At 72.4% G+C, this 25,942-nt stretch carries 26 protein-coding genes, 1 pseudogene and 1 riboswitch; of the genes and pseudogenes, 17 read left to right on the top strand and 10 right to left on the bottom strand.

What is annotated here, in order from left to right:
• Window positions 1–37: 37 nt before the first annotated feature.
• Window positions 38–349, bottom strand: a complete 312-nt coding sequence (locus tag ACSMXO_RS35705; protein ID WP_346259998.1) for a hypothetical protein — start codon at window positions 347–349, stop codon at window positions 38–40.
• Between the two features lie 414 nt (window positions 350–763).
• Here ACSMXO_RS35705 and ACSMXO_RS35700 point away from each other — a divergent pair, with 414 nt between their 5' ends.
• Together ACSMXO_RS35700 and ACSMXO_RS35695 are read left to right on the top strand one after the other, a co-directional pair.
• Complete coding sequence (locus tag ACSMXO_RS35700) at window positions 764–1,309, top strand: hypothetical protein (RefSeq protein ID WP_346259997.1); 546 nt, start codon at window positions 764–766, stop codon at window positions 1,307–1,309.
• Between the two features lie 174 nt (window positions 1,310–1,483).
• Complete coding sequence (locus ACSMXO_RS35695) at window positions 1,484–2,605, top strand: glycosyltransferase (RefSeq protein WP_455415409.1); 1,122 nt, start codon at window positions 1,484–1,486, stop codon at window positions 2,603–2,605.
• Window positions 2,606–2,681: 76 nt separating this feature from the next.
• On the opposite strand, the gene ACSMXO_RS35690 is transcribed toward ACSMXO_RS35695, so the two are convergent.
• Window positions 2,682–3,392, bottom strand: a complete 711-nt coding sequence (locus tag ACSMXO_RS35690; RefSeq protein ID WP_455415408.1) for a polysaccharide deacetylase family protein — start codon at window positions 3,390–3,392, stop codon at window positions 2,682–2,684.
• A gap of 209 nt (window positions 3,393–3,601) precedes the next feature.
• Here ACSMXO_RS35690 and ACSMXO_RS35685 point away from each other — a divergent pair, with 209 nt between their 5' ends.
• The 5 genes from ACSMXO_RS35685 (at window position 3,602) to ACSMXO_RS35665 (ending at window position 8,462) form a co-directional block, all read left to right on the top strand.
• Complete coding sequence (locus tag ACSMXO_RS35685) at window positions 3,602–4,630, top strand: SDR family oxidoreductase (protein ID WP_455415407.1); 1,029 nt, start codon at window positions 3,602–3,604, stop codon at window positions 4,628–4,630.
• A 253-nt stretch (window positions 4,631–4,883) separates the two neighbouring features.
• A riboswitch (cyclic di-AMP (ydaO/yuaA leader) is annotated at window positions 4,884–5,017 on the top strand.
• A 3-nt stretch (window positions 5,018–5,020) separates the two neighbouring features.
• Window positions 5,021–6,040, top strand: a complete 1,020-nt coding sequence (locus tag ACSMXO_RS35680; protein WP_346259993.1) for a coiled-coil domain-containing protein — start codon at window positions 5,021–5,023, stop codon at window positions 6,038–6,040.
• 96 nt (window positions 6,041–6,136) lie between these two features.
• The gene (locus tag ACSMXO_RS35675; protein WP_455415406.1) at window positions 6,137–6,664 is read left to right on the top strand and encodes an O-acetyl-ADP-ribose deacetylase; all 528 of its coding nucleotides are present in this window, start codon (window positions 6,137–6,139) and stop codon (window positions 6,662–6,664) included.
• Between the two features lie 185 nt (window positions 6,665–6,849).
• Window positions 6,850–7,455 carry a hypothetical protein gene (locus ACSMXO_RS35670; RefSeq protein WP_455415405.1) on the top strand — a complete coding sequence of 202 codons (606 nt, stop codon included), beginning with the start codon at window positions 6,850–6,852 and terminating at the stop codon, window positions 7,453–7,455.
• Window positions 7,456–7,649: 194 nt separating this feature from the next.
• Window positions 7,650–8,462 (top strand): hypothetical protein, encoded by an 813-nt coding sequence (locus tag ACSMXO_RS35665; RefSeq protein WP_455415404.1) that lies wholly within the window; start codon window positions 7,650–7,652, stop codon window positions 8,460–8,462.
• Here ACSMXO_RS35665 and ACSMXO_RS35660 read toward each other — a convergent pair.
• Window positions 8,455–9,459, bottom strand: coding sequence for a M20/M25/M40 family metallo-hydrolase (locus tag ACSMXO_RS35660; protein WP_455415403.1), 1,005 nt, complete (start codon window positions 9,457–9,459; stop codon window positions 8,455–8,457). The genes ACSMXO_RS35665 and ACSMXO_RS35660 overlap by 8 nt on opposite strands.
• 181 nt (window positions 9,460–9,640) lie before the next feature.
• On the opposite strand from ACSMXO_RS35660, the gene ACSMXO_RS35655 reads away from it, so the two are divergent.
• Complete coding sequence (locus ACSMXO_RS35655; protein ID WP_455415402.1) at window positions 9,641–10,114, top strand: GNAT family N-acetyltransferase; 474 nt, start codon at window positions 9,641–9,643, stop codon at window positions 10,112–10,114.
• A gap of 161 nt (window positions 10,115–10,275) precedes the next feature.
• On the opposite strand, the gene ACSMXO_RS35650 is transcribed toward ACSMXO_RS35655, so the two are convergent.
• Window positions 10,276–10,584 carry a hypothetical protein gene (locus tag ACSMXO_RS35650; RefSeq protein WP_455415401.1) on the bottom strand — a complete coding sequence of 103 codons (309 nt, stop codon included), beginning with the start codon at window positions 10,582–10,584 and terminating at the stop codon, window positions 10,276–10,278.
• A 184-nt stretch (window positions 10,585–10,768) separates the two neighbouring features.
• On the opposite strand from ACSMXO_RS35650, the gene ACSMXO_RS35645 reads away from it, so the two are divergent.
• Together ACSMXO_RS35645 and ACSMXO_RS35640 are read left to right on the top strand one after the other, a co-directional pair.
• Window positions 10,769–11,542 carry an IclR family transcriptional regulator gene (locus tag ACSMXO_RS35645; RefSeq protein WP_455415400.1) on the top strand — a complete coding sequence of 258 codons (774 nt, stop codon included), beginning with the start codon at window positions 10,769–10,771 and terminating at the stop codon, window positions 11,540–11,542.
• A gap of 383 nt (window positions 11,543–11,925) precedes the next feature.
• Entirely contained in the window at window positions 11,926–14,178 is a 2,253-nt protein-coding gene (locus ACSMXO_RS35640; protein WP_455415399.1) for a glycoside hydrolase family 127 protein, read from the top strand.
• 69 nt (window positions 14,179–14,247) lie between these two features.
• On the opposite strand, the gene ACSMXO_RS35635 is transcribed toward ACSMXO_RS35640, so the two are convergent.
• Entirely contained in the window at window positions 14,248–14,619 is a 372-nt protein-coding gene (locus ACSMXO_RS35635; protein ID WP_346259984.1) for a VOC family protein, read from the bottom strand.
• Window positions 14,620–14,718: 99 nt separating this feature from the next.
• Between ACSMXO_RS35635 and ACSMXO_RS35630 the strand changes: the two genes are divergently transcribed.
• The 7 genes from ACSMXO_RS35630 to ACSMXO_RS35600 all read left to right on the top strand — a co-directional run bounded on the left by ACSMXO_RS35630 (window position 14,719) and on the right by ACSMXO_RS35600 (window position 21,666).
• Window positions 14,719–15,510: a GntR family transcriptional regulator gene (locus tag ACSMXO_RS35630; RefSeq protein WP_346259983.1), complete on the top strand. Its 792-nt coding sequence runs from the start codon at window positions 14,719–14,721 to the stop codon at window positions 15,508–15,510.
• A 156-nt stretch (window positions 15,511–15,666) separates the two neighbouring features.
• A complete protein-coding gene (locus ACSMXO_RS35625) occupies window positions 15,667–16,158 on the top strand; it encodes an ATP-binding cassette domain-containing protein (RefSeq protein WP_455415398.1) in 492 nt (163 codons plus the stop codon).
• Window positions 16,158–17,165, top strand: a complete 1,008-nt coding sequence (locus tag ACSMXO_RS35620; protein WP_346259979.1) for an ABC transporter permease — start codon at window positions 16,158–16,160, stop codon at window positions 17,163–17,165. The genes ACSMXO_RS35625 and ACSMXO_RS35620 overlap by 1 nt, the downstream gene beginning before the upstream one ends.
• Window positions 17,166–17,168: 3 nt before the next feature.
• Window positions 17,169–18,674: a xylulokinase gene (gene xylB / locus ACSMXO_RS35615; protein WP_455415397.1), complete on the top strand. Its 1,506-nt coding sequence runs from the start codon at window positions 17,169–17,171 to the stop codon at window positions 18,672–18,674.
• Complete coding sequence (locus tag ACSMXO_RS35610; protein WP_455415396.1) at window positions 18,671–19,651, top strand: phosphoglycerate dehydrogenase; 981 nt, start codon at window positions 18,671–18,673, stop codon at window positions 19,649–19,651. Before xylB ends, ACSMXO_RS35610 begins: the two co-directional genes overlap by 4 nt.
• A 46-nt stretch (window positions 19,652–19,697) precedes the next feature.
• Window positions 19,698–20,669: a shikimate dehydrogenase family protein gene (locus ACSMXO_RS35605; protein ID WP_455415395.1), complete on the top strand. Its 972-nt coding sequence runs from the start codon at window positions 19,698–19,700 to the stop codon at window positions 20,667–20,669.
• Window positions 20,670–20,685: 16 nt separating this feature from the next.
• The gene (locus tag ACSMXO_RS35600) at window positions 20,686–21,666 is read left to right on the top strand and encodes a phosphotriesterase family protein (RefSeq protein WP_455415394.1); all 981 of its coding nucleotides are present in this window, start codon (window positions 20,686–20,688) and stop codon (window positions 21,664–21,666) included.
• A 334-nt stretch (window positions 21,667–22,000) separates the two neighbouring features.
• Here the strand turns inward: ACSMXO_RS35600 and ACSMXO_RS35595 are convergent, their stop codons facing one another.
• The 5 genes and pseudogenes from ACSMXO_RS35595 to ACSMXO_RS35575 form a co-directional block, all read right to left on the bottom strand.
• Window positions 22,001–22,846: a hypothetical protein gene (locus ACSMXO_RS35595; protein WP_455415393.1), complete on the bottom strand. Its 846-nt coding sequence runs from the start codon at window positions 22,844–22,846 to the stop codon at window positions 22,001–22,003.
• Between the two features lie 10 nt (window positions 22,847–22,856).
• Window positions 22,857–23,228: a DUF998 domain-containing protein gene (locus ACSMXO_RS35590; RefSeq protein ID WP_455415392.1), complete on the bottom strand. Its 372-nt coding sequence runs from the start codon at window positions 23,226–23,228 to the stop codon at window positions 22,857–22,859.
• A 25-nt stretch (window positions 23,229–23,253) separates the two neighbouring features.
• Window positions 23,254–23,628 (bottom strand): annotated as a pseudogene (locus ACSMXO_RS35585) (DUF998 domain-containing protein); the annotation flags it as partial.
• Entirely contained in the window at window positions 23,610–25,241 is a 1,632-nt protein-coding gene (locus ACSMXO_RS35580; RefSeq protein ID WP_455415391.1) for a PH domain-containing protein, read from the bottom strand. The pseudogene ACSMXO_RS35585 and the gene ACSMXO_RS35580, both read right to left, overlap by 19 nt.
• Window positions 25,238–25,828, bottom strand: coding sequence for a PH domain-containing protein (locus tag ACSMXO_RS35575; protein ID WP_455415390.1), 591 nt, complete (start codon window positions 25,826–25,828; stop codon window positions 25,238–25,240). The genes ACSMXO_RS35580 and ACSMXO_RS35575 overlap by 4 nt, the downstream gene beginning before the upstream one ends.
• Window positions 25,829–25,942 lie beyond the last annotated feature (114 nt).

Here is a 25,942-nt window from a genome sequence, read left to right as displayed (position 1 = left end):
GGCCGAGCCGCCCGCCCCGCTGGCCGGCGGCGGGCGCTCAGCGGCCGCCGCGCGGCAGCTCGTCCCGGGGCACCCAGTTGCGCCGGACCAGCACCAGCCGTTCGGCCGCCTCGGCGAGGTCGGCCTCGGTCGGCCGGGCCGCGTCCCGGGCCCGCATCGCCGCCCCGACACTCACCTGGGAGGCGCCCGAGCCGATCAGCCCGCGCAGGCCGCGTTCCGCGTCCCGGTCGTCCCCGGCTCCCGGCCCAATGCCCGGGTCTCCGCCGCGACGGCCCTCCCCGGGCTGGCCGCCGCCACCGCTCGACGGGTCGTGGCGCAGCCTCCGCCGCCGACGTTCCGGATCGGTCATGCCTCCTCCTCGCTTCGCTCGTCGGCGTCATGACCTGCGAGCCTGGGCTGGCTGATGCCCTCGCTCCGCTCGGTCATGTCCCCTCCTCGCTCCGCTCGTCGGCGTCATGACCTGCGAGCCTGGGCTGGCTGATGCCCTCGCTCCGCTCGGTCATGCCCCCTCCTCGCTCCGCTCGTCGGCGTCCTCAGCGGCAGGTTCGAGCCGGCCGAGGACCTCGCACGGATCGGTCACGTGCTGACCCTACCGGCCGGTGCCATGCCGGTCGCGGGATCGGAAGCTCGCCGGGGGGCGGTATGGGGTGCCGGCCGAAGGCGGCGGCACCGGTCGATGCTGGCTCGGCGCGCTGTGTACCGGCTGGCTACCCTCGGAACTGGGACGGGTTCCGGGCCCGAGCCGATGGGGAGGACAGGACAGATGGCAGACCAGACGCAGCCCTGGGCCGAGCGGACCGTCGAGATGCCGCCCGGTGCGGAGGGACCGGGGATGCCGCCGGGGCCCGAGGGCTTCCGGCGGGGTGTGGCGCAGGTCGGGGTGCCGCGGCCGCGTACCGAGCCCGAGGCGCCGCACGAGCCGACCGGCACCGGGTGGCCGGTGGCGGAGCAGGAGCGGCAGCAGCTCCCGCCGGGTTACCACTGGCGGCAGCTGCGCATCGGACGGCACTGGAGCATGCTGGGTGGCCTCTTCGCCTTCGTCTGCTGGGGGATCTGGGCGATCTCGGCCCGGGGCGACCTGACCAGTCCGGTGGTCACCTTCGTGCTGACCCTCTTCGTCGCGGTCGGCCTCTTCGCGCTGGCCCGGCTGGTCGGCCGGGTGGTCTGGGAGCGCCAGCTCGGCCGGGTACGCCGCAGTGCCCGGGGCGCGCACCTGGTCACCGGGCTCTTCCTGGCCGGGGTCGGGGTGGCGTACCTGCGCCAGACCGAGTGGGTCGTCGACCTGTGGAACTGGGTGGCGGGGCTCTGAGCGGGGCCGTGCGGGTGACCGGCCGGGGCCGCCGGTCCGGTCCACCGGCCGATCCGGACAGGTGTTGATCGAAGCGACAAATCACAATTTGGTCACTCGACAGTTACTGAGCGCGTGGCGGTCGATTACTCGGCGCTACTATTCGGTCTCCGTCCTCCACCGGAGGTTGCCACGGTGACCCTGCTCAGCGTGATAGTCCCGGTCTACCAGGTGCGGGAGTACCTGGCCGACTGCCTGGACTCCATTCTCGACACGTCCTTCCGCGACCTTGAGCTGGTGGCGGTGGACGACGGTTCCAGCGACGGCAGCGCGGCGATCCTGGCCCGGTACGCCGAACGCGACTCCCGGCTGGTGGTGGTCACCCTCGGCCGCAACCAGGGGCTCGGGGCGGCCCGCAACGCCGGCCTGTCCCGGGCCACCGGCGAGTACGTCTGGTTCGTCGACGGCGACGACTGGCTGCCCGAGGGAAGCCTCAGTGCCGTCGCCGAGCGGCTGACCCGGACCCGGCCCGACCTGCTGGTCACCGCGTACACCCGGTACTACCCGAACGGCGGGACCCGGCACCTGTCGCTCTCCCAGGTCGGCGCCGGGAGTCCGGTGCCGGAGACGTTCACGCTGGGGGAGCGACCGGCCCTGCTGTCGGTGCTGCACATCACCTGCAACAAGGTGATCCGGCGCCGGTTCCTCCTCGACCTGGGTCTCACCTTCGGCCCCGGCTGGTACGAGGACGTCTCGTTCAGCTTCCCGCTGATGCTCGCCGCGCGGCGGATCACCCTGCTGGACCGGTGCTGCTACGCCTATCGGCAGCGCCCGGAGGGGGCGATCACCGCTACGGTCAGCGAGCGGCACTTCGAGGTCTTCGCGCACTGGGACCGTGTCCTGGCCGGCCTGGACGCCGACCCGGCGGTGCCGGCCGAGCTGCGACACCTGATCTTCCAGCGGATGATCTGGCACCTGTTGCAGGTGCTCGGCCATCCCCGGCGGGTGCCGCCGAGCCGCCGCCGCGAGTTCTTCGCCGAGATCGTCACCCGGTACCGGGCCCACCTGCCACCGGCCGGCTACCAGCCGCCGGGCGGCGCGGCTGGGCTCAAGCACCGGCTGGTGGGTCGCGGGGCGTACGGGCTCTTCACCGCGCTCCAGGCGGCGCGGCGGGCGCACGCCGGCGTGGTGACCCGGGCCCGGCACCCGCTCGCCGGCGCGCGGCAGGCGGCCAGCACCGCCGTACCGGCCGTACCGGCCCTACCGGGCAGCCGCGCCGAGGCGGTGCCCGGTGAGGTGACCGACCGGGTGGGCTGAGCACGCTCCCCGGGCGCGTCGCACTCGGCGCGCCGGTCGGGGCCGCCCTGTCCCGGAGGCGATCGCGGGCGCCGGATCAACCGTGTTCGCCGAGCGGGCCGACCCGCCAGCCCCGGCGGAGGCACTCCTCCAGCAGGTACGGCAGCGCGGCGAGGCTGGCCCGCCACGCACCCGGCGCGGAGGTGCAGTCGGAGTCGTGCAGCAGCACCGTGCCGCCACCGGCCAGCCCGCCGCGCAGCGTGTCGAGTACCGAGGAGCGGGTCGCCGACCGGGTCCAGTCCCGCCCCCAGCAGGTCCAGAGCACCGGGGTCAGGTCCAGCCGGCGCGCGGCCATCAGGGCGGCGGCGCTGAACACCCCGTACGGCGGGCGGAAGAACCGGGGTACCCGGCCGGTCACCGCACCGATCAGCTCGCGGGTCCGGGCCAGGTCGCGGTAGGTCGCGTGCGGGCCGCGGAGCAGCAGGTTCTGGTGCGCCCAGCCGTGCACCGCCACCTCGTGCCCGGCGGCGGCGAGGTCCAGGCCGAGCTCCGGTGCCCGGGCCAGCATCGACCCGAGCAGGAAGAACGTTGCGCGGGTCTGGTGCGCGGCCAGGGTCTCGACGAAGAGCGGGGTGGAGGCCGGGTCGGGGCCGTCGTCGAAGGTGAGCGCGACGTGCCCGGGGGAGCCGCGCCCGCTCAGCCGGGGGAAGAACCGCAGCCGTACTCCGGGCAGCACCGTCACTGCCGGCACCACCTGGGCGGCCAGCGCGGCACCGACGGTCGTCGCCGGTACCGCGCGTCCGCGCACTCGTTCCTCCACCCGCCGCACCATCGCGGACGCGGTTACCCGCGCGGCCGGTGTTCATCCTCACCCGGACGGGTGGCCTGCCCCGGTTGCTCCGGTCTCCGGCGCCTTCCGCGTTCCGTGCCGCCCTGCCCGATCGGCGGAGTTTGCCGGAGCTTCGGCCGGGTAGCCGGCGCCCGGCGATCCGGGGAGGTTCGGGACGGGGGAGCGGGATGCGCGGGCGACCTGCGGCGCGGGTAGCGGTGATCACCGGAGCGAGTGCCGGGGTCGGCCGGGCGACGGCCCGGCTGCTGGCCCGCCGGGGGATGCGGCTCGCCCTGCTGGCCCGGGGCGGGAGCGGCTTGCGGGGCGCGGCCGAGGACGTCCGCGCGGCCGGGGGTGTGGCGCTGCCGATCGAGACCGACGTGGCGGACCACCGCCAGATCGAGGCGGCGGCGGACCGGGTGACCAGCGAACTCGGGCCGATCGACCTGTGGGTCAACAACGCCATGGCCTCGGTGTTCGCGCCCTTCACGGAGATCGGGCCGGAGGAGTTCCGGCGGGTGACCGAGGTCTGCTATCTCGGGTACGTCCACGGCACCCGGGCCGCGCTCGACCGGATGTTGCCGCGCGGGACCGGCACGATCGTGCAGGTCGGGTCGGCACTGGCCTACCGGTCGATCCCGCTGCAGTCCGCGTACTGCGGCGCGAAGCACGCCATCGTCGGGTTCACCGAGTCGCTGCGCTGTGAACTGCTGCACGACCGGAGCCCGGTCCGGCTCACCATGGTGCACCTGCCGGCGCTGAACACCCCGCAGTTCGACTGGGTGCTGTCCCGGCTGCGCAACCGGGCCCGACCGGTACCACCGATCTACCAGCCCGAGTTGGCGGCCCGGGCCGTCATGTACGCGGCCGACCGGCCGGGCCGGCGGGAGTACTGGGTGGGCGCCTCGACCGTCGGCACCATCCTCGGCAACCGGTGCCTGCCCGGGCTGCTCGACCGGTACCTGGCCCGGACCGGGTACTCCGGCCAGCAGACGGAGCAGCCAGCCGACCGGAGCCGACCGGCCAACCTCTGGCACCCGGTCGACGACGGCACCGGGGCGGACCCGGGCGCACACGGCGCGTTCGACACGCCGTACCGGGCACGGAGTCCGCAACTCTGGCTGTCCCAGCACCGGGGCGCGGTGACAGCGGGTCTCCTCTCGGCCGGTACCGTGGCCGGTGTGCTGTTCGGCACAACGCCCTGGCGCAGGCGGTGACCGGAGAATCACCCACCGACCAACCTGGACGTGTTTCCGCACGTCGGACGGGTGGGAACGCGCTTGGTAAATAGCCGACAGCAGCTAGTCGATAATGGCGGGCAAAGCACGTCCTTCGATGCGTCCGACACGCGGTGATTACTGATAGTCGTTGTCTCGCAACGCCTTTAGCCGCGAACGGGTCTTGCCATTCCGGAAGTGAAACCGGGTATGCTGTCTGCCGTTCATAGCCGCCGGATACCGCGTGGTCCGGCGCTGATCGCCGCCTAATCGCCACACGGCGAGCCGGGGACCCACGCACCCCTGGGGTGAATCCGCGACAGCGGTAGGGACCACTTCCATCCCGAACCCGTCAGCTAACCCGGTCGGCGGCCGACGGAAGGGATACATGTGAGGGCACCCCTACGCCGAAGGCTGGCGACTGCCCTGGCACTGCTCACCGCCGCAGCTCTGGTCGTGGTTCCGTCGGAGGCGTCGGCGGCGCCCGCGCCGAAACCGGCCCCTCAGGAAGAGGCCGACTCGCCGGTGCTCGGGGACGTGCTCGCCAGCGCAGGTAAGCGGCTCGCCGAAGCGAAGGCCGAACGCACCAAGTCCCAGCGACGGCAGCAGCAGCTCGGCAACCAGTTGAAGCAGGCGGAGGCCCGGCTGGCGGCACTCACTCCGGAGGCGAGCGAGATCGCGGCCGAGTCCTACCGCAGCGGCAAGCTCAGCGCCATCGCGATGCTGCTGAGCAACGGCTCTGCCGACTCGTCCGATTCGTTCATGGAGCGGGCTTCGGCGCTCAACGAGCTGAACCTGTTCAACAACAGCAAGCTCCGGGCGCTCAACGCGGCGCGGGACGAGGTCGGCGCGGCCAAGAAGGCGATCGACGAGGAGGTCGCCAAGCAGGCCGCGCAAGAGAAGATCATCAAGAAGCAGCAGTCGGACGCGAAGAAGGCGCTCGCCCTGGTGGGCGGCAACTCGCGCCCCGACAAGGGTCTGGTGGCGGCAACCTCGCCGGTCGCCCGGCCCGGGCCGGGGATGGCGGACGGCTTCCCGGGGCTGCCCTGCAACCGGGACGACCCGACCACCGGCGGCTGCATCACCGCCCGGACGCTGCACATGTACAACGAGGTGCGCCGGGCGGGCTTCAAGAGGTTCGTCGGCTGCTTCCGGCCCGGTGGTCCGTTCGAGCATCCGAAGGGCCGCGCCTGCGACTGGTCGCTGCGCAATTCCGGCTTCAGCCGGGCCGCCAACGACGACCAGATGAAGTACGGCAACGACCTGGCCGCGTTCCTGATCCGCAACGCGGACCGGCTCGGCATCCTCTACGTGATCTGGTACAAGGAGATTTGGTTCCCGGACGAGGGCTGGAGTTCCTACAGCGGTCCGAGTGACCACACCGACCACGTGCACGTCTCCATGCTGTAGGCCCGAGCCACCCCGACCGCCCCGTCACCTGCCCGCCAGGTGACGGGGCGGTCGCGTTGGGCGGACATGTCGCGCGCCGGCTGGCATCATCGGCGGATGGCCGTCATCGAAGTCGTCCGGGGCGACATCACCCGGGAGCGCGTGGACGCGATCGTCACCGCGGCCAACGAGTCGCTGCTCGGCGGCGGTGGCGTGGACGGTGCCATCCACCGGGCGGCCGGGCCCCGACTGGCCGAGGCGGGCGGGGCGATCGGCCCCTGCGCGCCCGGCGAGGCGGTGGCGACCCCGGCGTTCGACCTCGACCCGCCGGTCCGGCACGTCATCCACACCGTCGGCCCGGTCTGGGAGGGCGGCGGGTACGGCGAGGCCGAGGTGCTCGCCTCCTGCTACCGCCGCTGTCTGGCGGTCGCCGACGAGGTGGGCGCGCGCAGCGTGGCCTTTCCGGCCATCGCCACCGGGGTCTACGGGTTTCCGGCCGACCAGGCGGCGCGGATAGCGGTCGACACGCTCCGGTCCACGCCCTCGGTGGTCGAGACGATCCGGCTGGTCGCCTTCGACGAGCAGACCGGCACGCTGCTGCGGGCGGCCCTCGACCGGACGAACCCGGCCGCACCACCGGGCTGACTGCCCCCGTCCGGCGGCCGGCGACGGCCGGGGAGTCTGGCTCAGCCTCACCACGCAGGGCTGCCGCGCGGCCGACCGGCTCGCCGCCGCCCGGGAGGCCCGGTTCACCGCGCTGCTCGACCGGATTCCACCCGACGAACGGCCGGCGATCCTGGCCGCCGTGCGACGACTCGCGGAGGCTGCCGATGACCACTGACAAGCCGATGACCAGCACGGACCCCACTTCGTACCGTCCGGGACGCCGCCGGGTCGTGCTGGGCTGCACCGCCGGGCTGGCTGCCCTCGCGGTGGCCGCCGCCGTACTGTTCGCCGTCGACCGGGGGCGTGACGAGGGCGCTCCCGCCGACGCCCGGCGACAGGCGGAGGTCGCCGAACGCGGTCGCGAGGTCATGCCGTTCGACCTCGAACGCACCACCCACCGGTTCACCCCCACCGCCGACGGCGGCCATCAGACGGTCACCGCGGACGAGCCGGTGGAGCGGCGGCAGGTGGCTCTGGTCCGCAAACACCTACGGGCGGAGGCCGAGCGGTTCCGCCGGGGTGACTTCACCGACCCGGCCCGGATCCACGGGACCGAGATGCCGGGGCTGGCGGAGTTGCGGGCCGGCGCCGGCCGGATCGGGATCGATTATTCCGAGCTGCCCGCCGGGGCACGACTGGACTACCGGACGACCGAGCCGGAGCTGTTGGGTGCTCTGCACGCGTGGTTCGACGCCCAGCTCGCCGACCACGGACCGCACGCCGAGCACGGGCTACCGTCCGGTCCGGACGGCGGTCAGGTGTCGGGGTAATTCGCGTATCGATCGGCCACTGCCGTCGATCTTCCGGTAGTACGTCAAGGGAACGGTCGTCGTCCGCTTCTCTCGGCGGCCGACAAGGTGACCCTGGCACCCCTCGTCGCGTACTCCGCTGACCTGGGCGGGCCGTCGGGCAGCGGGTCCGCGACTCGTCCTGCGACATTGACCAGCCTCGCTACCCTTCGATCATGTCACCCGGCGTGCTCCGGGCCGCTGCCCTGGCGCTCGGCATCCTTGCCTTCCTGAGCCGGTTCGCGGTGACCTGGTGGCTGGAACCGGTGACCGATCGGATCAAGCCCTCCGGCCTGGGCCTGCTGCTCCACCTGCTGGCGCTGGTCCTCACCGTGGTAGCGCCGCTCGTCGTCCTCACCCGGGTCGTCGCGCCGCTGCGACGGCGTCCCGCCACCTTCCAAATCGAAACTGCGGCCCGCCGGTTCGTCGTCGCGGGGTTCCCCCGCTTGCAGGGCGTCCTGACGATCGTGTCTCTCTGGGGTGCCGCAGGGCTGGTGGTGGTCGAGGGTGGACCGGCGCGGGACGGGCTCGGCTTCAACGACTGGCCGTCCGAGACCTACCACGGAGCCGTGTTCGCCGTCATCGTCGGGTGCGCGCTGGCCGCGCCGTTCCTCCAGCGGGCGGGTCTCGTGCTGGACCCGACCGGGATCTCCGTGCACGGGGCCCGGGGCGACACCACCATCGGCTGGGACGACCTGGCGCCCGGCGGGCCACCGCGACCGGCGCCGGTCAGCCCCCGCATCACGCTCTACCGCCGGGGCTGGCATCCGTGGCCGGGCCGCCCACCGCGTAGCGACGAACTGCCGGTCGGGCAGCTGAACGTGCAACCCGACTTCCTTGCCTCGGCGATCCGGGAGTACGTCGCACATCCGTCGTTCCGTGCCGGGATCGGCACCGCAACCGAACTGGCCCGGCTGCACGCCGACCTTCCGACCCGACCCGACGGCCAGTTCGGGGCGAGCGACACGACGCCCGGTCGGCTCACCTGATGCCGAGGCCGGCGAGGCTCACGGCGGTGGCGGCGGCGATGTCGGCGATCCGGTGGTAGTCGAGGGTGTTCGGGGTGTCGGTGGGCTGGTGGTAGTACGGGTTGCGGAAGTCGGCGGTGTCGGTGATCTGGATCGCCGGTACGCCGATGTCCCAGAACGGCTGGTGGTCGCTGCGGGCGAAGTGCTCGGTGGTCGGCACGTACCGGCGCAGCAGCGGGCCGGCGAGGCGCAGGTCGAGCGCGTCCCGGGCCAGTAGCGCCGTACCGGGTCCGGCCAGGTGGGTCAGGCACTCGCCGAAGAGCCGGGCCAGCCGCCCCGCCGACTGCCGGTACGCCACCAGCGTCCAGTCGCCGCGCCAGCCGCGCTGCCGGATCCGGCGGCGCTGTCCCGGATAGACCAGTCCGGCACCGGGCGGCAGCACCTGGCTGCCGGGTAGGGCCGAGTAGAACCCGATGCACTCGAAGACGACGACCGCGGCGGGGCGGCCGAGCGTACCCAACTCGCCGGCCAGCGCCCGCGAGCCGTGCAGCCCGGTCTCCTCCTCGTCGAAGACGGCCAGCCGGACATGCCGGGCCAGTCCGAGTTCCGGCAGTATCCGGGCGAGTTCCAGCAGGCAGGCCACCCCGGAGGCGTTGTCGTCGGCCCCGGGACTGCCCGGCACGGTGTCCAGGTGCGCGCCGATCAGCACCGTCGGCCGGCGAGGGTCTGCGCCCTCCTCGGCCGGCGGCTCGGCGAGCAGGTTCACCCCGGAGACCGAGTCGCCCGGCACGGTGAACTCGCGTCGAGCGACCCGCCAGCCGGCCCGCTCCAGCTCCCCGGCCACGTACGACTCGGCCCTGGTCATCGCCGGTGCCGCGTGGTGGCGACCGCGCGGCACGTCCAGCCGCTCCACGTGCCGGCGCAGCCGCGCCTCGTCAACGCCGGTCCGTACCGTGGCCAACCGTTCGGCCATCGCGGGTGGCAGGGGGCGCAGTCGTGGCGGGGCGGTGAGGACCATCCATGCCTCCATGGCAACGTCGCCGGTACCGTCCCCTGCGATCATGGCTGCCCGCCGCAACCCGCAATCGATGCCGGCACGGCACCGCAGGTCGGCGGCGCGGAGCGGGTGGCCGGTCCGTGTCGGTGCCCGCTGTTAGGTTGCTGGCCGAGCCAGCGCGACCAGGGGGATGGAGGCCGGCATGGGAATCGTGGCGCTGCGGCCGGTGCGGGACGCGGATCTCGACGTGCTCTTCGCGCAGTCGCGTGACCCGGCGTCGGTCCGGATGGCGGCCTTCACGGTCGACGATCCGGACGACCGGGCGGCCTTCGACGCACGGCTGGCCCGGCTGCGCGCCTCCGCCGACGTGGTGCTGCGGGCAGTCACCTGGAACAGCGCGCTGGTCGGCAGCATCGGCAGCTTCGTCGTCGACGGCGACACCGAGATCACCTACTGGATCGACCGGGCGGCCTGGGGGCGCGGCATCGCGAGCGCGGCACTGGCGCTCCTGCTTGACCTGGTCACCGTCCGGCCGCTGCATGCCCGGGTCGCCAGCGACAACGCCGGCTCGCTTCGGGTACTCCGCAAGGCCGGGTTCGAGGTCGTCGGAGTCGAGACCTCCTTCGCCAACGCACGGCAGGCCGAGATCGAGGAGACCCTGCTGCGCCTGGACTAGTGTCCCGTCTTTTTGGCGATCTCCTGATGTCGGGTCGGGTGCGAGGTGGTGTGGGGTCGGGGTGTCTGCCGGGCGGACTGTCGAGCTGCCCCGCTTGTGCGCCCACGGTCCCGGGCTGTCCAGGCCCCGACCCCCGCCGGCCGGTCGACCCGAGCGGCACCTCATGCGCCGTCTCGGCAACCCCGGCTTCCGCGCCCCGTCTGTGCACCCAGCTCGACAGTCCACGCACCGACTACTCCCCGGTCGGCCGTCGGGTCAACTGCCCGGCGTCGCGTAGTGACCGAACGATCCGGTGCTGCGGACGGGATGCTGTCGCCGGTGAACCGGAACACCTCGGCGAGCAGCTTCATGCTGCTGGCCAGGTGGTGGGTGGTGGCGATGTTGCCGGCGATCAGCAGCTCGATGGTGAAGCTGACGGCCTCGCGCCGGTCAGTTCGCCGGCCGGGTCCTACCGGGTCGGCCAATGACATGGAACAATCTCCCATCGACCAACGGCGCGATGTTCACGGGATCGGCGCCGGAGTTGCGGAGCACCCCCGGTGCTGGCGCTCGAACGCGTCGCCGGATCGCGGGTAGCGCGGGTGGCCGGTGCTTTCTGGCAGAAACCTACGTCGCGAGTCTGCACAGTAGTAAGGCCCTGACTATTATTCCGCCATGAAGAATGAGCCGGCCGTTCCGCCGTATCACATCGCTTCGGTCGACCACGCCCTGCGGCTCCTGCTGCTGCTGAAGACCAAACCGAGCATCCGGGTCGCCGAGGCGGCCGACGAGCTGAACGTCGCCCGCTCCACCGCGCACCGGCTGCTGGCCATGCTCGTCTACCGCGGTTTCGCGGCGCAGAACCCGACCACCCGGGCGTACCACCCGGGGCCGGTGCTGATCGAGGTCGGGATGGGTGCGCTGTCCAAGCTCGACGTCCGGCGCAAGGCCCGGCCGTACCTGGAGCGTCTGGTGGCGACGACCGGCGAGACCGCCAGCCTGCAGATTCTGGAGGGCAACCACGTCCGGTTCGTGGACTCGGTCGAGTCGGCGAACGCCGTCCGGGTCGCCTCCCGGGCCGGGGTCAGCCTGCCCGCGCACGCCTCATCCGGCGGCAAGGTGCTGCTCGCCGGCATGTCGCTGGAGGCGGTGCAGCGGCTCTATCCGCACGAGAAGCTGGAGCAGGTGACCGAGGCGACCAACACCGACCGGGCCACCCTGTTCGAGGAGTTGGCCGAGGCCAGGGCGCAGGGCTACTCGGTCAACCACGGGGAGAGCGAGCCGGGGCTGGTGGCGGTGGGCGTACCGTTGCCGGATCGCAGCGGCATCCCGGTCGCCTCGCTGACCATCGCCGGCCCGACCGCCCGGATGGGGCCGGAAGGGGTGAGCCGGGCCGTCGAGGCGCTCCGGGAGGCGGCGAAGGAGCTGAGCGAGAGCCTCTACCGCTGACCAGAGGTGTTCCGTCGACCGGCTCACGGCTGGTCCACCGGTACTTCGGGTCGGACGGGCACCCCGCAGGCCTTCCTGGTGGCCCGCAGCCTGACCGGCCCCGGCTCGGCGTACCGCCGACGAGACCATCGCCGGACTTTCGGTGGTCGATCGGGGCCGGGAATTTCGACAACTGTCGCAATCATGGCCGGCCATGTCTCTGGTTGAATGTTAGCGATCACATCGGCACCGACCTGCCGAGAGGTGACGAGGCGTCACCGAGCACCCCGGGACGTCAGGTGCCGCAACGGATCGGAAGTCAGCCAGCACGTCGGTGCCTGCCGCGCCGAGATCGGCGGCGGCGGGCACCGGAGACACCAGAGCCACCACCGAGGAGGTTGACAGTGGTCGCAGACCAGCACGCACTTGACCGTCGCCGTTTCCTGCGGACCGTCGGCGCGGTGACCGCCGGCACCGTCGCCGCGACCCAACTGCCGGTCGGCGCGGCCTCGGCCGCGCCCGCCGCAGCGGCGCCGGCCCGCGCCGCCGCCGTACCGGACGGGGCTGCGGTGACCGCCGCGACCTTGTCCCAGGGGGACTTCTACGACCGCAATCCGCGCTGGGTGGTGAAGCCGTTCGGGCTGGACCAGGTCGAGTTGCTCGACGGTACGCTCTTCGCCGAGAAGCGGGACCGGGTGCTGAACCTGCTCCGGGCGTACCCGGCCGACCGGGTGCTGCACAACTTCCGGGTCACCGCCGGGCTGCCGCTGCCGGAGGGGTCGAGCCCGCCGGGCGGCTGGGACGACGCCACCGGCAACCTGCGCGGCCACTACAGCGGGCACCTGATCACCGCCTTCGCCCAGGCGTACGCCTCCACCGGCGACGCGCTCTTCCAGGACAAGGTGGACTACATCGTCGCCGAATTGGCCGCCTGCCAGGCGGCGATGGCGGCGAGCGGGAAGTACAGCCACCCCGGCTTCCTGGCCGCCTATCCGGAGGACCAGTTCGTCCGGCTGGAGTCCTTCGCCACGTACCCGACGATCTGGGCGCCGTACTACACCTGTCACAAGATCATGCGGGGCCTGCTCGACGCGTACCTGCTGGCCGGCAACGCGCAGGCGCTGGCCGTGGTGACCGCGATGGGCGACTGGGTGCACAGCCGGCTCTCGGTGCTGCCCCGGGAGACCCTGAACCGGATGTGGGCCATCTACATCGCGGGCGAGTACGGCGGGATGAACGAGGTGATGGCGGACCTGCACGCCCTCACCGGTGACGCGAAGTATCTCGACACGGCGAAGTGCTTCGACAACCGGCAGTCCCTCTTCGACGCCTGCGTCGAGGACCGGGACATCATCACCCGGCTGCACGCGAACACCCACGTGCCGCAGTTCGTCGGCTACCTGCGGGTCTTCGACCAGGGGGCCGAGGAGACGTACCACGCGGCGGCGGAGAACTTCTGGCACATGGTGGTGCCGCACCGGATGTACGCGCACGGCGGCACCAGCGGCACCTGGCCGGCGACCCCGGACCTGCCGGCGAACACCAACGCCGAGCTGTTCCAGCCGAGGGGGAACATCGCCGGGTCGATCGCCGGGAACGGCGCCGAGACGTGTACGTCGTACAACCTGCTCAAGGTGGCCCGGAACCTCTTCTTCCACGACCCGGACCCGACCTACATGGAGTACTACGAGCGCACCCTGCTCAACCACATCCTCGGGTCCAAGCGGGACACCGAGAGCACCACCACCCCGAACGTGACCTACTTCCTGCCGCTGACCCCAGGCAGCACCCGGGGCTACGGCAACACCGGCACCTGCTGCGGCGGTTCCGGCCTGGAGAACCACACCAAGTACCAGGAGTCGGTCTACTTCCGGTCCGCCGACAACTCCACGCTCTACGTCAACCTCTACGTGGCCTCGGTGCTGACCTGGGAGGCGAACGGGTTCATCATCCGGCAGGAGACCGACTATCCGCGCAGCGAGCAGAGCAAGCTGACGGTGCAGGGCCGGGGGAAGCTGGACATCCGGCTCCGGGTGCCGGGCTGGGCGAAGGACTTCTCGGTCAAGATCAATGGCGTGGCCCGGAAGGGCGCGGTCACCCCGGGCAGCTACCTGAGCATCCAGCGGAACTGGAAGCCGGGCGACACCATCGAGGTGACCATCCCGTTCGTACTCCGGCTGGAGAAGGCGCTGGACGACCCGGACGTCCAGGCGATCTTCAACGGCCCGGTGCTGCTGCCGGCGCTCGGCACCGGAAACACCTTCCGGGACTTCTCGTTCTACCGGCACTACACCCTCGCCGGTGACCTGTCCCGGGCGGTCGTACCGGCCGGCGACGGCACCTTCACCACCAACGAGCACACGCTGCGACCGCTCTACGTCGGCGACACCCAGGCGCACCACGTCTATTTCCGGCGCTCGGAACCGACGGTCGTCTTCGGCTCGCACGACTCCGGTGTGCCGAACCGGGAGCGGGCCGACGGTAGGTCGCTCCTCGACGAGGTCTGGGCGGCGGCACCGTTCAAGAACCACAGCCAGTTCATGACCAGGGTCTCCCGGGTCTCCACGGAGTGGGTGCAGGCGGGGTTGATCACCCGGGACGAACGCTGGGCCGTCATCACCGCCGCCGGCAACGCCGAGGACGAGCTGAAGTCCTGACCCGGTTTCCGACGACCTGACGCCACGCCGGAGGGCGTGGCGTCAGGTCCAACCGCGTGGCGGCGGGGCCTAACCGTTCGGGCGCGACTCGATCGCCTGCAACGACCAGCGGTTGCCGTCCGGGTCGCGGAAATAGACGAAGTTCCCCCACGGCTGCGCGTCGACCTCGCTCGCCTCGACGCCTGCTTCGCCCAACTGCCGGCGCGCCGCCTCGGCGTCGGCCACCACGACCTGGATCTCCTGGGTGCCGGGCGTCTTGTCGGTGATGCCGTCGCCGATCACGATCGAGCAGGCCGAGCCGGGCGGGGTCAACTGCACGAACCGTAGGCCCTCGTGCACCCTGTGGTCGTGGTCGGCGTTGAACCCCACCTTCTCGTAGAAGGCCTTGGCCCGGTCGACGTCGGTCACCGGAACGGGGATGAGTTCGATCTTCCAGTCCATCGGGCCAGCGTAGGGCGCGGGTACGACATCCCCGCCCGGTTCGTGGTCGCCTGTCCGGGCGGCATTGCCGTGCGCCGTTGCCTGTTATCCTCTCATGACATGCAGGCAGGGGACCGGATCGACCGCGGCTCGCCGCTGCCGATGTATTACCAGCTCAAGCAACTGATCGTCCGGGACATCGAGCGGAGCCGCCGGCAACCGGGCGACCGTCTGCTCGGCGACCACGAGCTGTGCGCCAAGTACGACGTCTCCCGTACGGTCGTCCGGCAGGCCCTGACCGACCTGGAGAACGAGGGCGTCATCGAGCGGGTGAAGGGCCGGGGCACCTTCGTCGCGCATCCCAAAACCGCCGAGGGGCTGGTGCAGTCCCTCACCGGGCTGTTCGAGGACGTCGCCGCTCGGGGTGGCCACCTGCGCAGCGAGGTGCGCCGGGCCGAGGTGCTGCCGGCGGACGCCGCCGTCGCCGCCGACCTGGAGATCGCCCCCGGCGAGCCGGTGATCCACCTGGAACGGCTGCGCTTCGTCGACGACGAGCCGTGGGTCTGGACCGTGACACACCTGCCGGCCGGTCTCGCGCCGGGACTCGTCGATGAGGACCTCAGCGACCGGTCGCTCTATCAGGTGCTCGAAGCGTCCTACGGGGTGCGGCTGGTCCGGGGGGTGCGCTCGGTCGAGGCGGCGGTGGCCAGTGCCGCTCAGGCGAGGCTGCTCGGCATCCGGCGCGGTGATCCCGTGCTCGCGCTGCGCAGCATCAGCATCGGGGAGTCCGGCCGCCCGGTGGAGAGTTTCCTCGCGCTGCACCGGGGGGACCGCAGCCGGTTCCAGGTGGAGTTGACCCGGGCCACGACGAGTGGCCGGGCCGGCACCCCGCTCGTACTCGTCAAGGCCTGACCGTCCGCCGAGTTGGCTGGCTCGGCGCGTCGGCGGCGGCAGCGATCTGGGCACTAACGGGTCCCGGCGGCGGTGGTCTGGGCAGCCGTGTGGTCTGGGCAGCGGTGGTCTCGGGCGGCGGTTGTCCGTCCCGGCGCCTGTCGAGCTGCCCCGTTTGTGCGCCCACGGATCGCCAGCCTCGGCCGGGTCGCCAGCGGACCGGTGCTGCGCGGCGGTCGGGAGCGCCGGCACATCCGGCAGGCCGTCGAGGGGCTGCGCCTGAAGTACGGCTCCTTCGACGATCCGGTCACCTCGCTCTCCGGTGGCAACCAGCAGAAGGTACTGCTGGCCCGCTGGCTCGCCACCGGCGCGAAGGTGTTGCTGCTGGACGAGCCGACCAAGGGCGTCGACGTCGGCGCCAAGGCCGACATCTACCAGGCGATCGCCGAGATGGCCCGGACCGGCATCGCCGTACTGGTGGTCTCGTCGTACCTGCCGGAGCTGCTCGGGCTCTGCGACCGGATCGTCGTGGTACGCGAGCGCCGGGTCGTCGGCGAACTGCCGGCTGCCGAGGCGACCGAGGAGAGAGTCCTCCGGCTCACCAGCCCGCCGATCTCCGCCGCCGACCTGTCGGCCCCGAAGTCCCCGCAAGCCCCTCTGGAGTCCTGATGACCACCCGAGACAGAGAAGTGACCCAGGCTGCCGGACCGGAGGTGCTCGGGCTGGGCAGCCTGCTCGGCCGGGGCTTCGGCGGGCTGCCGGTACTCGTACTCCTGGTTCTGGGGTTGAGCCTGGCCACCGACACCTTCCTGACCGGCACCAACCTGGACAACCTCGGACGCCAGGTCTCGATCTACGCGATCATCGCCATCGGGCAGCTCCTGGTGATCCTCACCGCCGGCATCGACCTCTCGGTCGGCTCGGTGGTGGGCCTGTCCGGAGTGATCGCCGCGAAGGCGGTCTTCGATACCGCCGGCAGCGGATCCGTGCTGCTCGCCGTCGTGCTCGCGCTGCTGGCCGGGGCGGCGATCGGGCTGGTCAACGGGATACTGGTGGCGATCCTGAAGATGCCGCCGTTCATCGTCACCCTCGGCACCCTGGGCATGGCCCGGGGGCTCACCCTGCTCTACACCGACGGCCGGACCATCCAGCCGCTGCCGCGCTCGTTCACCTCGATCGCCGGGGGCGAGTTCCTCGGCGTCGCCAACCTGATCTGGCTGACCGTGCTGATCGCACTGCTGGTCGGTTTCGGGCTGCGCAGGACCATCTGGGGCCGCTACATCTACGCGGTCGGCTCCAACCCCGAGTCGGCCCGGCTGACCGGGGTACCGGTCCGGGCGGTGCTGCTCAGCGTCTACGCGCTGGCCGGTACGCTGGCCGCGCTCGGCGGCCTGCTGCTCGCCTCCCGGCTCGGCAACGGGGTGCCGACTGCCGGCAGCGGCTACGAACTCCAGGCCATCGCCGCCTGCGTGATCGGCGGGGCGAGCCTCTTCGGCGCCCGGGGCTCCGCGCTCGGTGCCCTGGTCGGCGCGCTGATCGTCGGGCTGCTCAACAACGGCGGCACGCTGCTCGGGATCGACCCGTTCTGGTTGCAGGTGGCGATCGGGGCGTTGATCCTGGTAGCGGTGGGGGTCGACCAGTTGCAGGGCCGCCGCCGGGTCCGGCGGGGGGCGTGAGCGATGCTGATCGCGCACGACCTCGGCACCACCGGCGACAAGGCGTCGCTGCACACCGACACCGGCGCGCTGGTCGGCGCGGTCACCGTGACCTACCCGACCCGGTACGCCCCCGGCGGCATCGCCGAGCAGGATCCGGCGCACTGGTGGACGGCGCTGGCCGACGCGACCCGGCAACTGCTGGCCCGGCACGACGTGGAACCGGCCGAGGTACGGGGGCTGGCGATCTCCGGGCAGATGATGGGCGCGGTGCTGCTGGACGAGGCGTACGAGCCGGTCCGGCCGTCGATCATCTGGGCGGATACCCGCAGCGGCGCGCAGTGTGCCGAGCTGGTGACGCGGATCGGGGCGGAGCGGGCGTACCGGTTGCTCGGGCACCGGCTCAACCCGACGTACTCGATAACCAAGGTGATGTGGGTCCGCGACCACGAGCCGGAGGTGTTCGGGCGGGTCCGGCACGTCTGCCTGGCCAAGGACTACGCGGTGTACCGGCTCACCGGGAGGCTCGCCACCGACCCGTCCGACGCCTCCTCCACGAACGCGTACGACCAGGAGCGGGGGGCCTGGTCAGACGTGGTGCTCGGCGCTGCCGGGCTCGATCCGGCACTGCTGCCGGAGATCGTCCCCGCCACCGCCGTGGTTGGCACGGTGACCACGGCGGCGGCGGAGGCGACCGGGCTGCGGGCCGGTACACCGGTGCTGATGGGCGGCGGGGACGGGCCACTGGCGGCGGTCGGCGCCGGAGTCGTCTCGCTGGCCGACGGCGCGTACTGCTATCTCGGCTCGTCGTCCTGGGTCTCGCTGGCCGCTCCGCGCCCGCTGCACGATCCGGCGATGCGGACGATGACCTTCGACCACGTGGTACCCGGGCACTACGTGCCGACCGCCACCATGCAGGCCGGCGGCGCGTCGCTGGAGTGGATCGCCGACGTGCTGGAGCCGGCCGGCGACCGGGACCGGTTCGACCGGCTGGTCGAGGCGGCCGACACCGCAACGGCTGCCGGGGACGGGCTCTACTTCCTGCCGCACCTGCTCGGCGAGCGGTCCCCGTACTGGGATCCGGACGCGGCCGGGGCGTTCGTCGGGCTCCGCCGGCACCACGACCGGGCGCACCTGGTCCGGGCGGTACTGGAAGGGGTGGCGTTCAACCTGCTCACCTGTGTCGACGCGTTCCGCGAGCACGGCGTACCGGTGGACCGGGTGGACGCGATCGGCGGCGGCGCGGCCAGCGACGCCTGGCTGCGGATCCTCGCCGACGTCTGGGGCGCCACGGTCCGGCGACGTTCCATAGTGGAGGAGGCGAACAGCCTCGGTGCGGCGGTGACGGCGGCGGTCGGGCTCGGCCTGGTCGACGACTTCGGTGCCGCCCGGGATCTCTCCGAGGTCACCGCCGAGTTCACCCCCGATCCGGCCCGGCACGCCGACTACCGGCGGCGGCACGCGATCTTCCTCGACGCGTACCGGCGGTTGGAGCCGTGGAACGCGGCCCGGGGCGGCGAGTCGGCATGAGCGAGCGGAACGTACTGGTCACCTCCCGGTCGTTCTCGTCCGGCTTCCGGGACCTGCTCGGCGAGCTGCGTGCCGCCGGCCTGACGGTGGTACGCGGCCCGACCGACCACCGGCTCGACGAGCTGCGTCCACTGCTGGCCGACTCTGTCGGCTGGATCGCCGGCACCGCGCCGGTGACCGAGGCGCACCTCGCCGCCGCTCCCCGACTGGCGGTGCTGGCCCGGCACGGCGTCGGGGTCGACGCGGTGGACCTGACCTCGGCGGCGGCGCACGGTGTCGTGGTGACGAACACCCCGGGGGCGAACACCGACGCGGTCGCCGACCTGACCATCGGACTGCTGCTCGCCGTGCTGCGCGGCATCCCGGCCGGGGACCGCCGGGTCCGGGCGGGCGAGTGGAGCGTGTCCCGGGGCCGGGAACTCGGCTCGTCGACGGTCGGGCTCGTCGGGTACGGCCGGATCGGCCGCGCGGTGGCAGACCGGCTGCGCGGGTTCGGCACCAAGCTGCTCGCGTACGACCCGATGGTGGACGCGGAGGCGATCCGGGCGGCGGGTGCCGAACCGGCGGACCTGGCCGATCTGCCCGCCCGGTGTACGGCGGTCTCGCTGCACGCCCCCGGCGGCGGCCGGCCGCTGGTCGACGCCGGGTGGCTGGCCGGGGCCCGGGACGGGCTGCTCCTGGTCAACACCGCCCGCGCCGACCTCGTCGACGAGCCGGCCCTCGCCGAGGCGCTGCGTACCGGCCGGCTCGCCGGGTACGCCGCCGACACCCTGGACACGGAGTCGACCGGTGCCGGTTCGCCGCTGCTCGCCGAGGATGTGGCCGACCGGGTTGTCCTGACTCCGCACCTCGGGGCGCAGACCGTGGAGGCGATCGACCGGATGGGCTCGCTCGCCGTAGCCGACCTGCTGGCGGTACTCGGCGGCGATCCTCCGAAACATCCGGTCCGGACCGCCGGCTGGTCGGGTTCGGGGTAAGTGGTCGGGAAACTGACCAGCGGGGCGAGAGACAAGGGGGGCAGCGGTGGACGCGCGGATTGACGGGGATGGACGTGCCGGATCGTTCGGCGGGGGGTCGGACGGCGCCGGCTACATGGGTTTCGTCGGGGTGACCACCGGCGGCTCGTCGATCAACCGGGTCTTCCCGAGGTGGGCGGAGATCCTCGGCCTGCCGACCGACCGGCTGGTCGGGCACGACCTGCCGCTGGACGCCGACGACGCGCAATATCGAGATCTGGTCAAGCGGATCCGGGACGACCCGGCGCACCTGGGTGCGCTGGTGACCACCCACAAGCTCCGGCTCTACCAGGCGGCGCACGACCTCTTCGACGAGGTGGACCACTTCGCCCAGCTCTGCGGCGAGATCTCCAGCATCGCGAAGCGGGACGGCCGGCTGCGCGGCGGCGCCAAGGACCCGCTGACCGCCGGCCTCGCCGTGCAGGACTTCCTGCCGGACGATCATTTCGCGGCGACGGGGGCGGAGGCGGTCTGCCTGGGCGCGGGCGGCGCCGGGACGGCGCTGGTCTGGTACCTCGGCCAGCGGGCCGACCGGCCGCGCCGGATCGTCTGCACCGACACCGACCCGAGCCGGCTGGCCCACCTGCGCGGCGTCGTCGAGCGGGGCGGCCTGCCGACCGACCTCGTCGGGTACCTGCCGGTCACCGATCCCGGCGACGTCGGCGCGCTGCTCGACGCGGCGCCGGACGGCAGCCTGGTGGTCAACGCGACCGGCCTCGGCAAAGATCGGCCTGGGACGCCGCTGCCGCCCGGGGTCCGGCTGCCTCGGAACGGTTACGCCTGGGACTTCAACTACCGGGGCAGCCTGGAGTTTCTGCACCAGGCCGTTACGCAGCAGGACGAGCGCGGGCTGACCGTGGTCGACGGCTGGCGGTACTTCATCCACGGCTGGAGCCAGGCAATCGCCGAGATCTTCGACGTACCCGTGGATCCGCCGACGGTGCGGCGGCTGTCGGCGGCGGCCGAGGCGGTGCGGTGATCAGCGGGGTGACGTGGTGAGCTTCGTGCGGACCGTGCTCGGCGACGTCCCGCCGGAGCTGCTCGGCCCGACCGACTACCACGAGCACCTGTTCCAGGTCACTCCGCTGCTGCCCGGCGACGAGCTGGACGACGAGCCGGCCAGCCAAACCGAGACCGGGCTGCTGTTCGCGGCCGGCATCACCGCGATGGTCGAGGCGACCCCGGTCGGGCTGGGCCGCGACCCGGCGGCGGTGGCCAGGATCAGCGCCGCCACCGGGATGCGGGTGGTGGCGACGACGGGCGCCCACCGGGAGGCGCACTACGGTCCGGACCACCCGCTGGTCACTGCCGCCGAGGCGGACCTCGCCGCCCGGTTCCACGCCGACCTCGTCGACGGCTGCCCGGCCTGCGACATCGGATCAAACCCGGAAACCCTTGGGGGTACGGAGGTCGCGCTGGACCCGACGGGGCGGCCGGTGCGGGCCGGGCTGCTGAAGGCGGGGATCGGGTACTGGTCGATCAGTGCGTTCGAGCGGCGGGTGTTCGGGGCGGTGGCTGCCGCGCACCGGTCGACCGGTGCTCCGGTGATGGTGCACCTGGAGCACGGAAGCGCTGCTCACGAGGTGCTCGACCTGCTCGGGGCGGACGGGGTCGAGGCCGGACGGGTGGTGTTGGCGCACGCGGACCGGAACCCGGACCCGGGGCTGCACGTGGAACTCGCCCAGCGGGGCGCGTACCTCGGCTACGACGGGATGGCCCGGCACCGGGAGCGGCCGGACAGCGCGCTGATCGAGTTGATCGAGGCGGTGTGCGGGGAGGGGATGGCCGGGCACCTGCTGCTCGGCGGCGACGTCGCCCGCCGCAGCCGGTACGTCGGGTACGGCGGGATGCCGGGGCTGGCGTACCTGCCGGATCGGTTCCTGCCCCGCCTGCGGGCGCGACTCGGCCCGGAGGTCGTACGCCGGATACTGGTCGACGCGCCGGCCCGCGTGCTCACCTGGGGCACCACCGGCTGACTGTCACGTCCGAGCCAGCAGGGCCACGGTGTGGCAGTCCTGCTGCGGGTCTACGCGAGCCCGTATCGACGGGTAAGGGGCCACCATCAACGAAGAGATCGGCCGGGCTCCGGAAGCTGGGCGGCGCGCGGCCGTCGACATACGACATTCCTCAAGAACGCCCCTCTGATTCTGGCGAACCGCACTGCCCGTCCTGGAGGAGGTCGATCCACCGAGGGGTGAACGGATCCGGGAGCGGCTGCGCGACCTCGACCGATCCGGGCTCCTCCTCTGCCCTCAGTATTGAGCTGGTGTGCGTAACCCCGGCAGCCTGCCCTGGTGCCCGGCGGCGGCCCTAGCTGTGCGGGCGGGGCAGGTTCGTCGCGCGCCACGACGGCCACCCGTCCGGCCAGGTGTCCGGCCAGTCGTCGCCGCCCTGGCCCGTACGCGGAATCGCCCTGTTCCCCGGCTCGGCGATCTCTCTGGCCAGTCGCTCGGCGATGTCGGCGATGTCGGCGCGGGTCAGCGCCACCCAGCCGTCGAAGCGCGCGTCCACCGCGCTGCCGACCAGCATCTCGCTCCGTTCCTGCGGTAGGCCGGCGGCGGTGAGGAACCAGGTGAGGACCCGGTGGCACCAGCCCTGCCATCCGTCCTCGTCCTCGATCCGGCTCACCGTGCCGATCAGCAGGTGGGTGATCGCCGCTTCCCAGACCGCGACCAGGTCATCCCGCCCGGCCGAGCCGTCGATCCGCAGCGCCGGCAGGAACCTGTCGAACCGTTCGGCCAACTCCTCCAGCCAACGTCGCCACTCGACGAGAGCGGCGGCGACCAGGCGCAGACTCTCCTCCGGTGAGGTGGAGATGGGCCTCCAGAAGTCCCAGGTCCTGGTCAGCTCGTCGGAATAGTCGTCCACGCCGGGGGACCAGTGCCAGCCGAACGCCCAGTCGCCGTACTGGTCGACGAAGATGTCGGTGATCGCGTCGTTCCACCGGGCCGCCAGTTCGCGGTCGGCGCGGTACTTGTCCCACGCCTCGGGCCCGAGCAGCGGCATCTTCGGCGACACCGCGGGTGGAACCTGGGGCGCCAGGGCCCGCACGACGGCCAACACGCCGTCCGGGTCGAACGGGTACCGTGCGGGGTCGACATCGGCCCAGCTGCCCAGGCTAGGCCACCGTTTCGCTGCCGGATCGTCGGTTGCCATCGGTCACACCCTAGGCATCGCCCGGCCCGACCGCCCCTCGATTTGGGGCGGCCCACGACGATCGCCTGTGCCGGCTCTTAGAGAGCTTCGCATCTGACGGGGGCCCGGCCTGCCGGGAGCAGTCGAGGTTGCCAGGAGGCACGAGGGCGAGTAGCCGGAGTGCGAGGACGGTGATCCAGACCCAGTCGACGGCGATCATCAGGCGTTGGATCAGGCCGGTCGACGGGTGGTCGGCCTCCCACGCCGTACCGAAGGTGCCGAACAGGGCCAGGCCGGCGAGTCCGGTCAGGAGGTCGTACCCGACCCAGCCCCGACCGGTCGGGCGGCCGGCGGAGCGGCGGGCCAGTACGAAGCAGGCGACCGGTACCGACACGAACACCACGATGCCGAGGGTTGTCGTGCAGTACGCCCGGCAGACTGGTGGCGATCCCGTCCAGCGGCGCACCGGGCGGATAGCCGTGCGCCGGGTCCATCACGAAGACGCCGGAGAGCAGCAGACCGAGCCCGAACACGCCAACCGCCAGCGGCCCCCAAAGGTCGGCACGGCCCGGGCGCAAAGCGCGGCGCAGCCCGACGGCGAAACCGACCAGCAGCAGCCCGGTCAACACGAAGTTGGTGATCTGGATCCACCCGCGCGGGCCGAGACTCAGCGCGCTCACCGGGTGGTACGTCGGGTCGTAGCCGGCCCGGGTGGCGCCGTCGACCAGGAACACCAGGATGAACAGCGGTGGCCCGACCACTCCACACCAGAGCGACACTCGGGTCAGCCGACGCGGTGACATGTTTCCTCCAGAGGTGACACGTCCACCCCGAGGAGCGGATCAGCAACCAGCGGGGCGAGTAGGCCGGGTACCACCTGCTCGGCGAAGGCGACCACCGTCCCCGCAGGCATGTCCACCGCCGCGTACTGGCCGTGGCCGGCTGCGGTGGTCGCGACCAGGGTGGCCAGGCCGAGGCGTCGTTGCAGCACCGACTGGCGCAGCCGCCAGCCGATCACCGCCGGCCGGGACAGCGCCGCCGTGCTCCGGCTGACCAACCCGGACCGGACCACCAGGTACTCGCCGACGATCCCGTGCCCGAGCGCCCGCCACGCCACCACCGCCGCGCCCAGCGCCAACGGCAACAGCCCCACCCCGACCAACCAGCTCCACGAGGGCAGCGCCGCAACGAGACCGCCCAGCCAGGCCAGCAGCCCGACGACAGCGACCGTGACCAGCACCGCCCAGCCGATCCGCCGCCGCAGCGCGGCCGGCGGATGCCCACGTGGCGGTACGGCGAACGGGCTGGCTCCGGCGTCGAGGTCGAGCACCCGGGCGGCCACCGACCGCGCGACGCCGACCGGGCCGCGCGGCAGGATCGTGGTGGCCGGCGTCATGCTCCAGATCGAGAGCCCGGTCGAGATGACGTTGGTGTCCGCCATCCCCATCCAGCGCCAGAGCAGCGGCTCGGAAATCTCCACTCCACGCAGCCGACTGACGTCCCGGTTCACCTCCCTGGTCCGGAACAGACCCTGCGACGTACGCAGCACGGCGCCGGTCGGCGTGTCGACCCGTACCAGCCGGAAGGCCCAGTTCTCGGTCACGAACGCGACCGCCATGCCCAGTACCCCGAGCGCGCCGACGCCGACGAACGCGATCGCACCGGTACGCCACGGACCGATGGCCCGCCAGTCGAGCAGCCCGGCGACGAACCCTGCCCCGTCGAACCCGAACGACTGCGCCAGCCAGTAACCGCCCCAGAGCAGTCCGGCCGCGGTGACCAGCGCCCACACGCTGAACACGTTGTAGTAGAGCCACGACCAGCGGATCCGGGCGAAGGCCCGCTCACCAGGCGACTCGCCGTCGATATCGTCGACCTCACCACCAGCGGGCGCCACCTCCGGCGAGTCGGCGAGCAGCTCCCGACGGAGTTCCCCGGCAACCGTCCGGGTGACCGCGTCGAGCTGCAACGCCTCGTACCCGGCCGCGCCCGGCTGGCCGACCCCGACGGTGAGTACCCGCAGCCCGGCGAGCCGGTGCCGCAGCCGCGCGGTCGTACTGACGGTGCGGATCCGCTCGCGGCGCAGCGCGCGGTAGCGCCGGACCAGCAGGCCGGTGCGGAGCTCCACCAGTTCCTCGGTGAGCCGGTACCGGGTCTTGACCCAGCGCAGCGTGTCCCGGGCCGCGCCGACAACCCCACCCACGGCCACCGCGAGCACCGGGATCAGCGTCGAGGCGTGCGGTTCGTCGGTGACGAGCAGAGCCAACCCGGCGGGTACGAGCGACAGCAGCGCGTAGAGCCCGTCGACCCAGATGATCCGGGCGTCGAGTCGCCGCCACGGGGTCTCCGCCGCCGGGGTCGTGTCGCCCGCCGGAGCCGTCTCGGACGGTGGAGCCGTCTCGGGGGCCGGGGTCATGTCGCATCCCCTGCCGTCTGCCGGACGATCTCGGTCAGCCGTCCGGCGGTCCGCGCGGCGAGGTCCGCGTCGAGTCCCACCAGTACGACCGGGCCGCTCGCCGAGGCCGTCGTCACGGTCACCGTGGCGAGTCCGAAGAGCTGTTCCAGCGGCCCCCGGACCGTGTCGACGGTCTGGATCCGGGAGATCGGGGCGGCCCGCCACTCCCGGACGAACCACCCCGACACCGCGTACACGGCCTCCGGGGTGACCTCCCAACCGTGTACGGCGTACCGCCAGGACGGCACCACGACCAGGTACGCCAACCAGGCCGGTACCACGATCACCAGGATCGGGCCGAGCCAGCTCCGGGCGGCGGGCAGCACGCCGTACCCGAGGGACAGGAGCGTGACCAGCGGCGCGACGCCGAGGATCACCCGGGTGCCCCACCAGCCGACGGCCCGGCGGTCGACCCGGTGCCGGAGCGGGCGCAATCCCAGCGACCCGACCACCGCCCCCTTGCCTGGCTCGGCGGGCTCAACCGGACGCGGCGGTGCGGTCGTCGGGGCGGTCGGCGGTCGGCCGCTGTGCGGTTGCTGCTGTCCCATCCTTTAGACATTGCGGTGCGGACCCGGCCGGGCGCCGCCGCCGGTCGGCTATCGGTTCTGGTCGGCTGGCCAGGACTGTTGGTCGGTCGACCAGACCGGCGGCGGGCCGGCCGT

Source organism: Plantactinospora sp. DSM 117369 (genome assembly GCF_053764795.1).
Note: the sequence above shows the minus strand (reverse complement) of the source record. Positions and strands in the feature narration are given on the sequence as shown.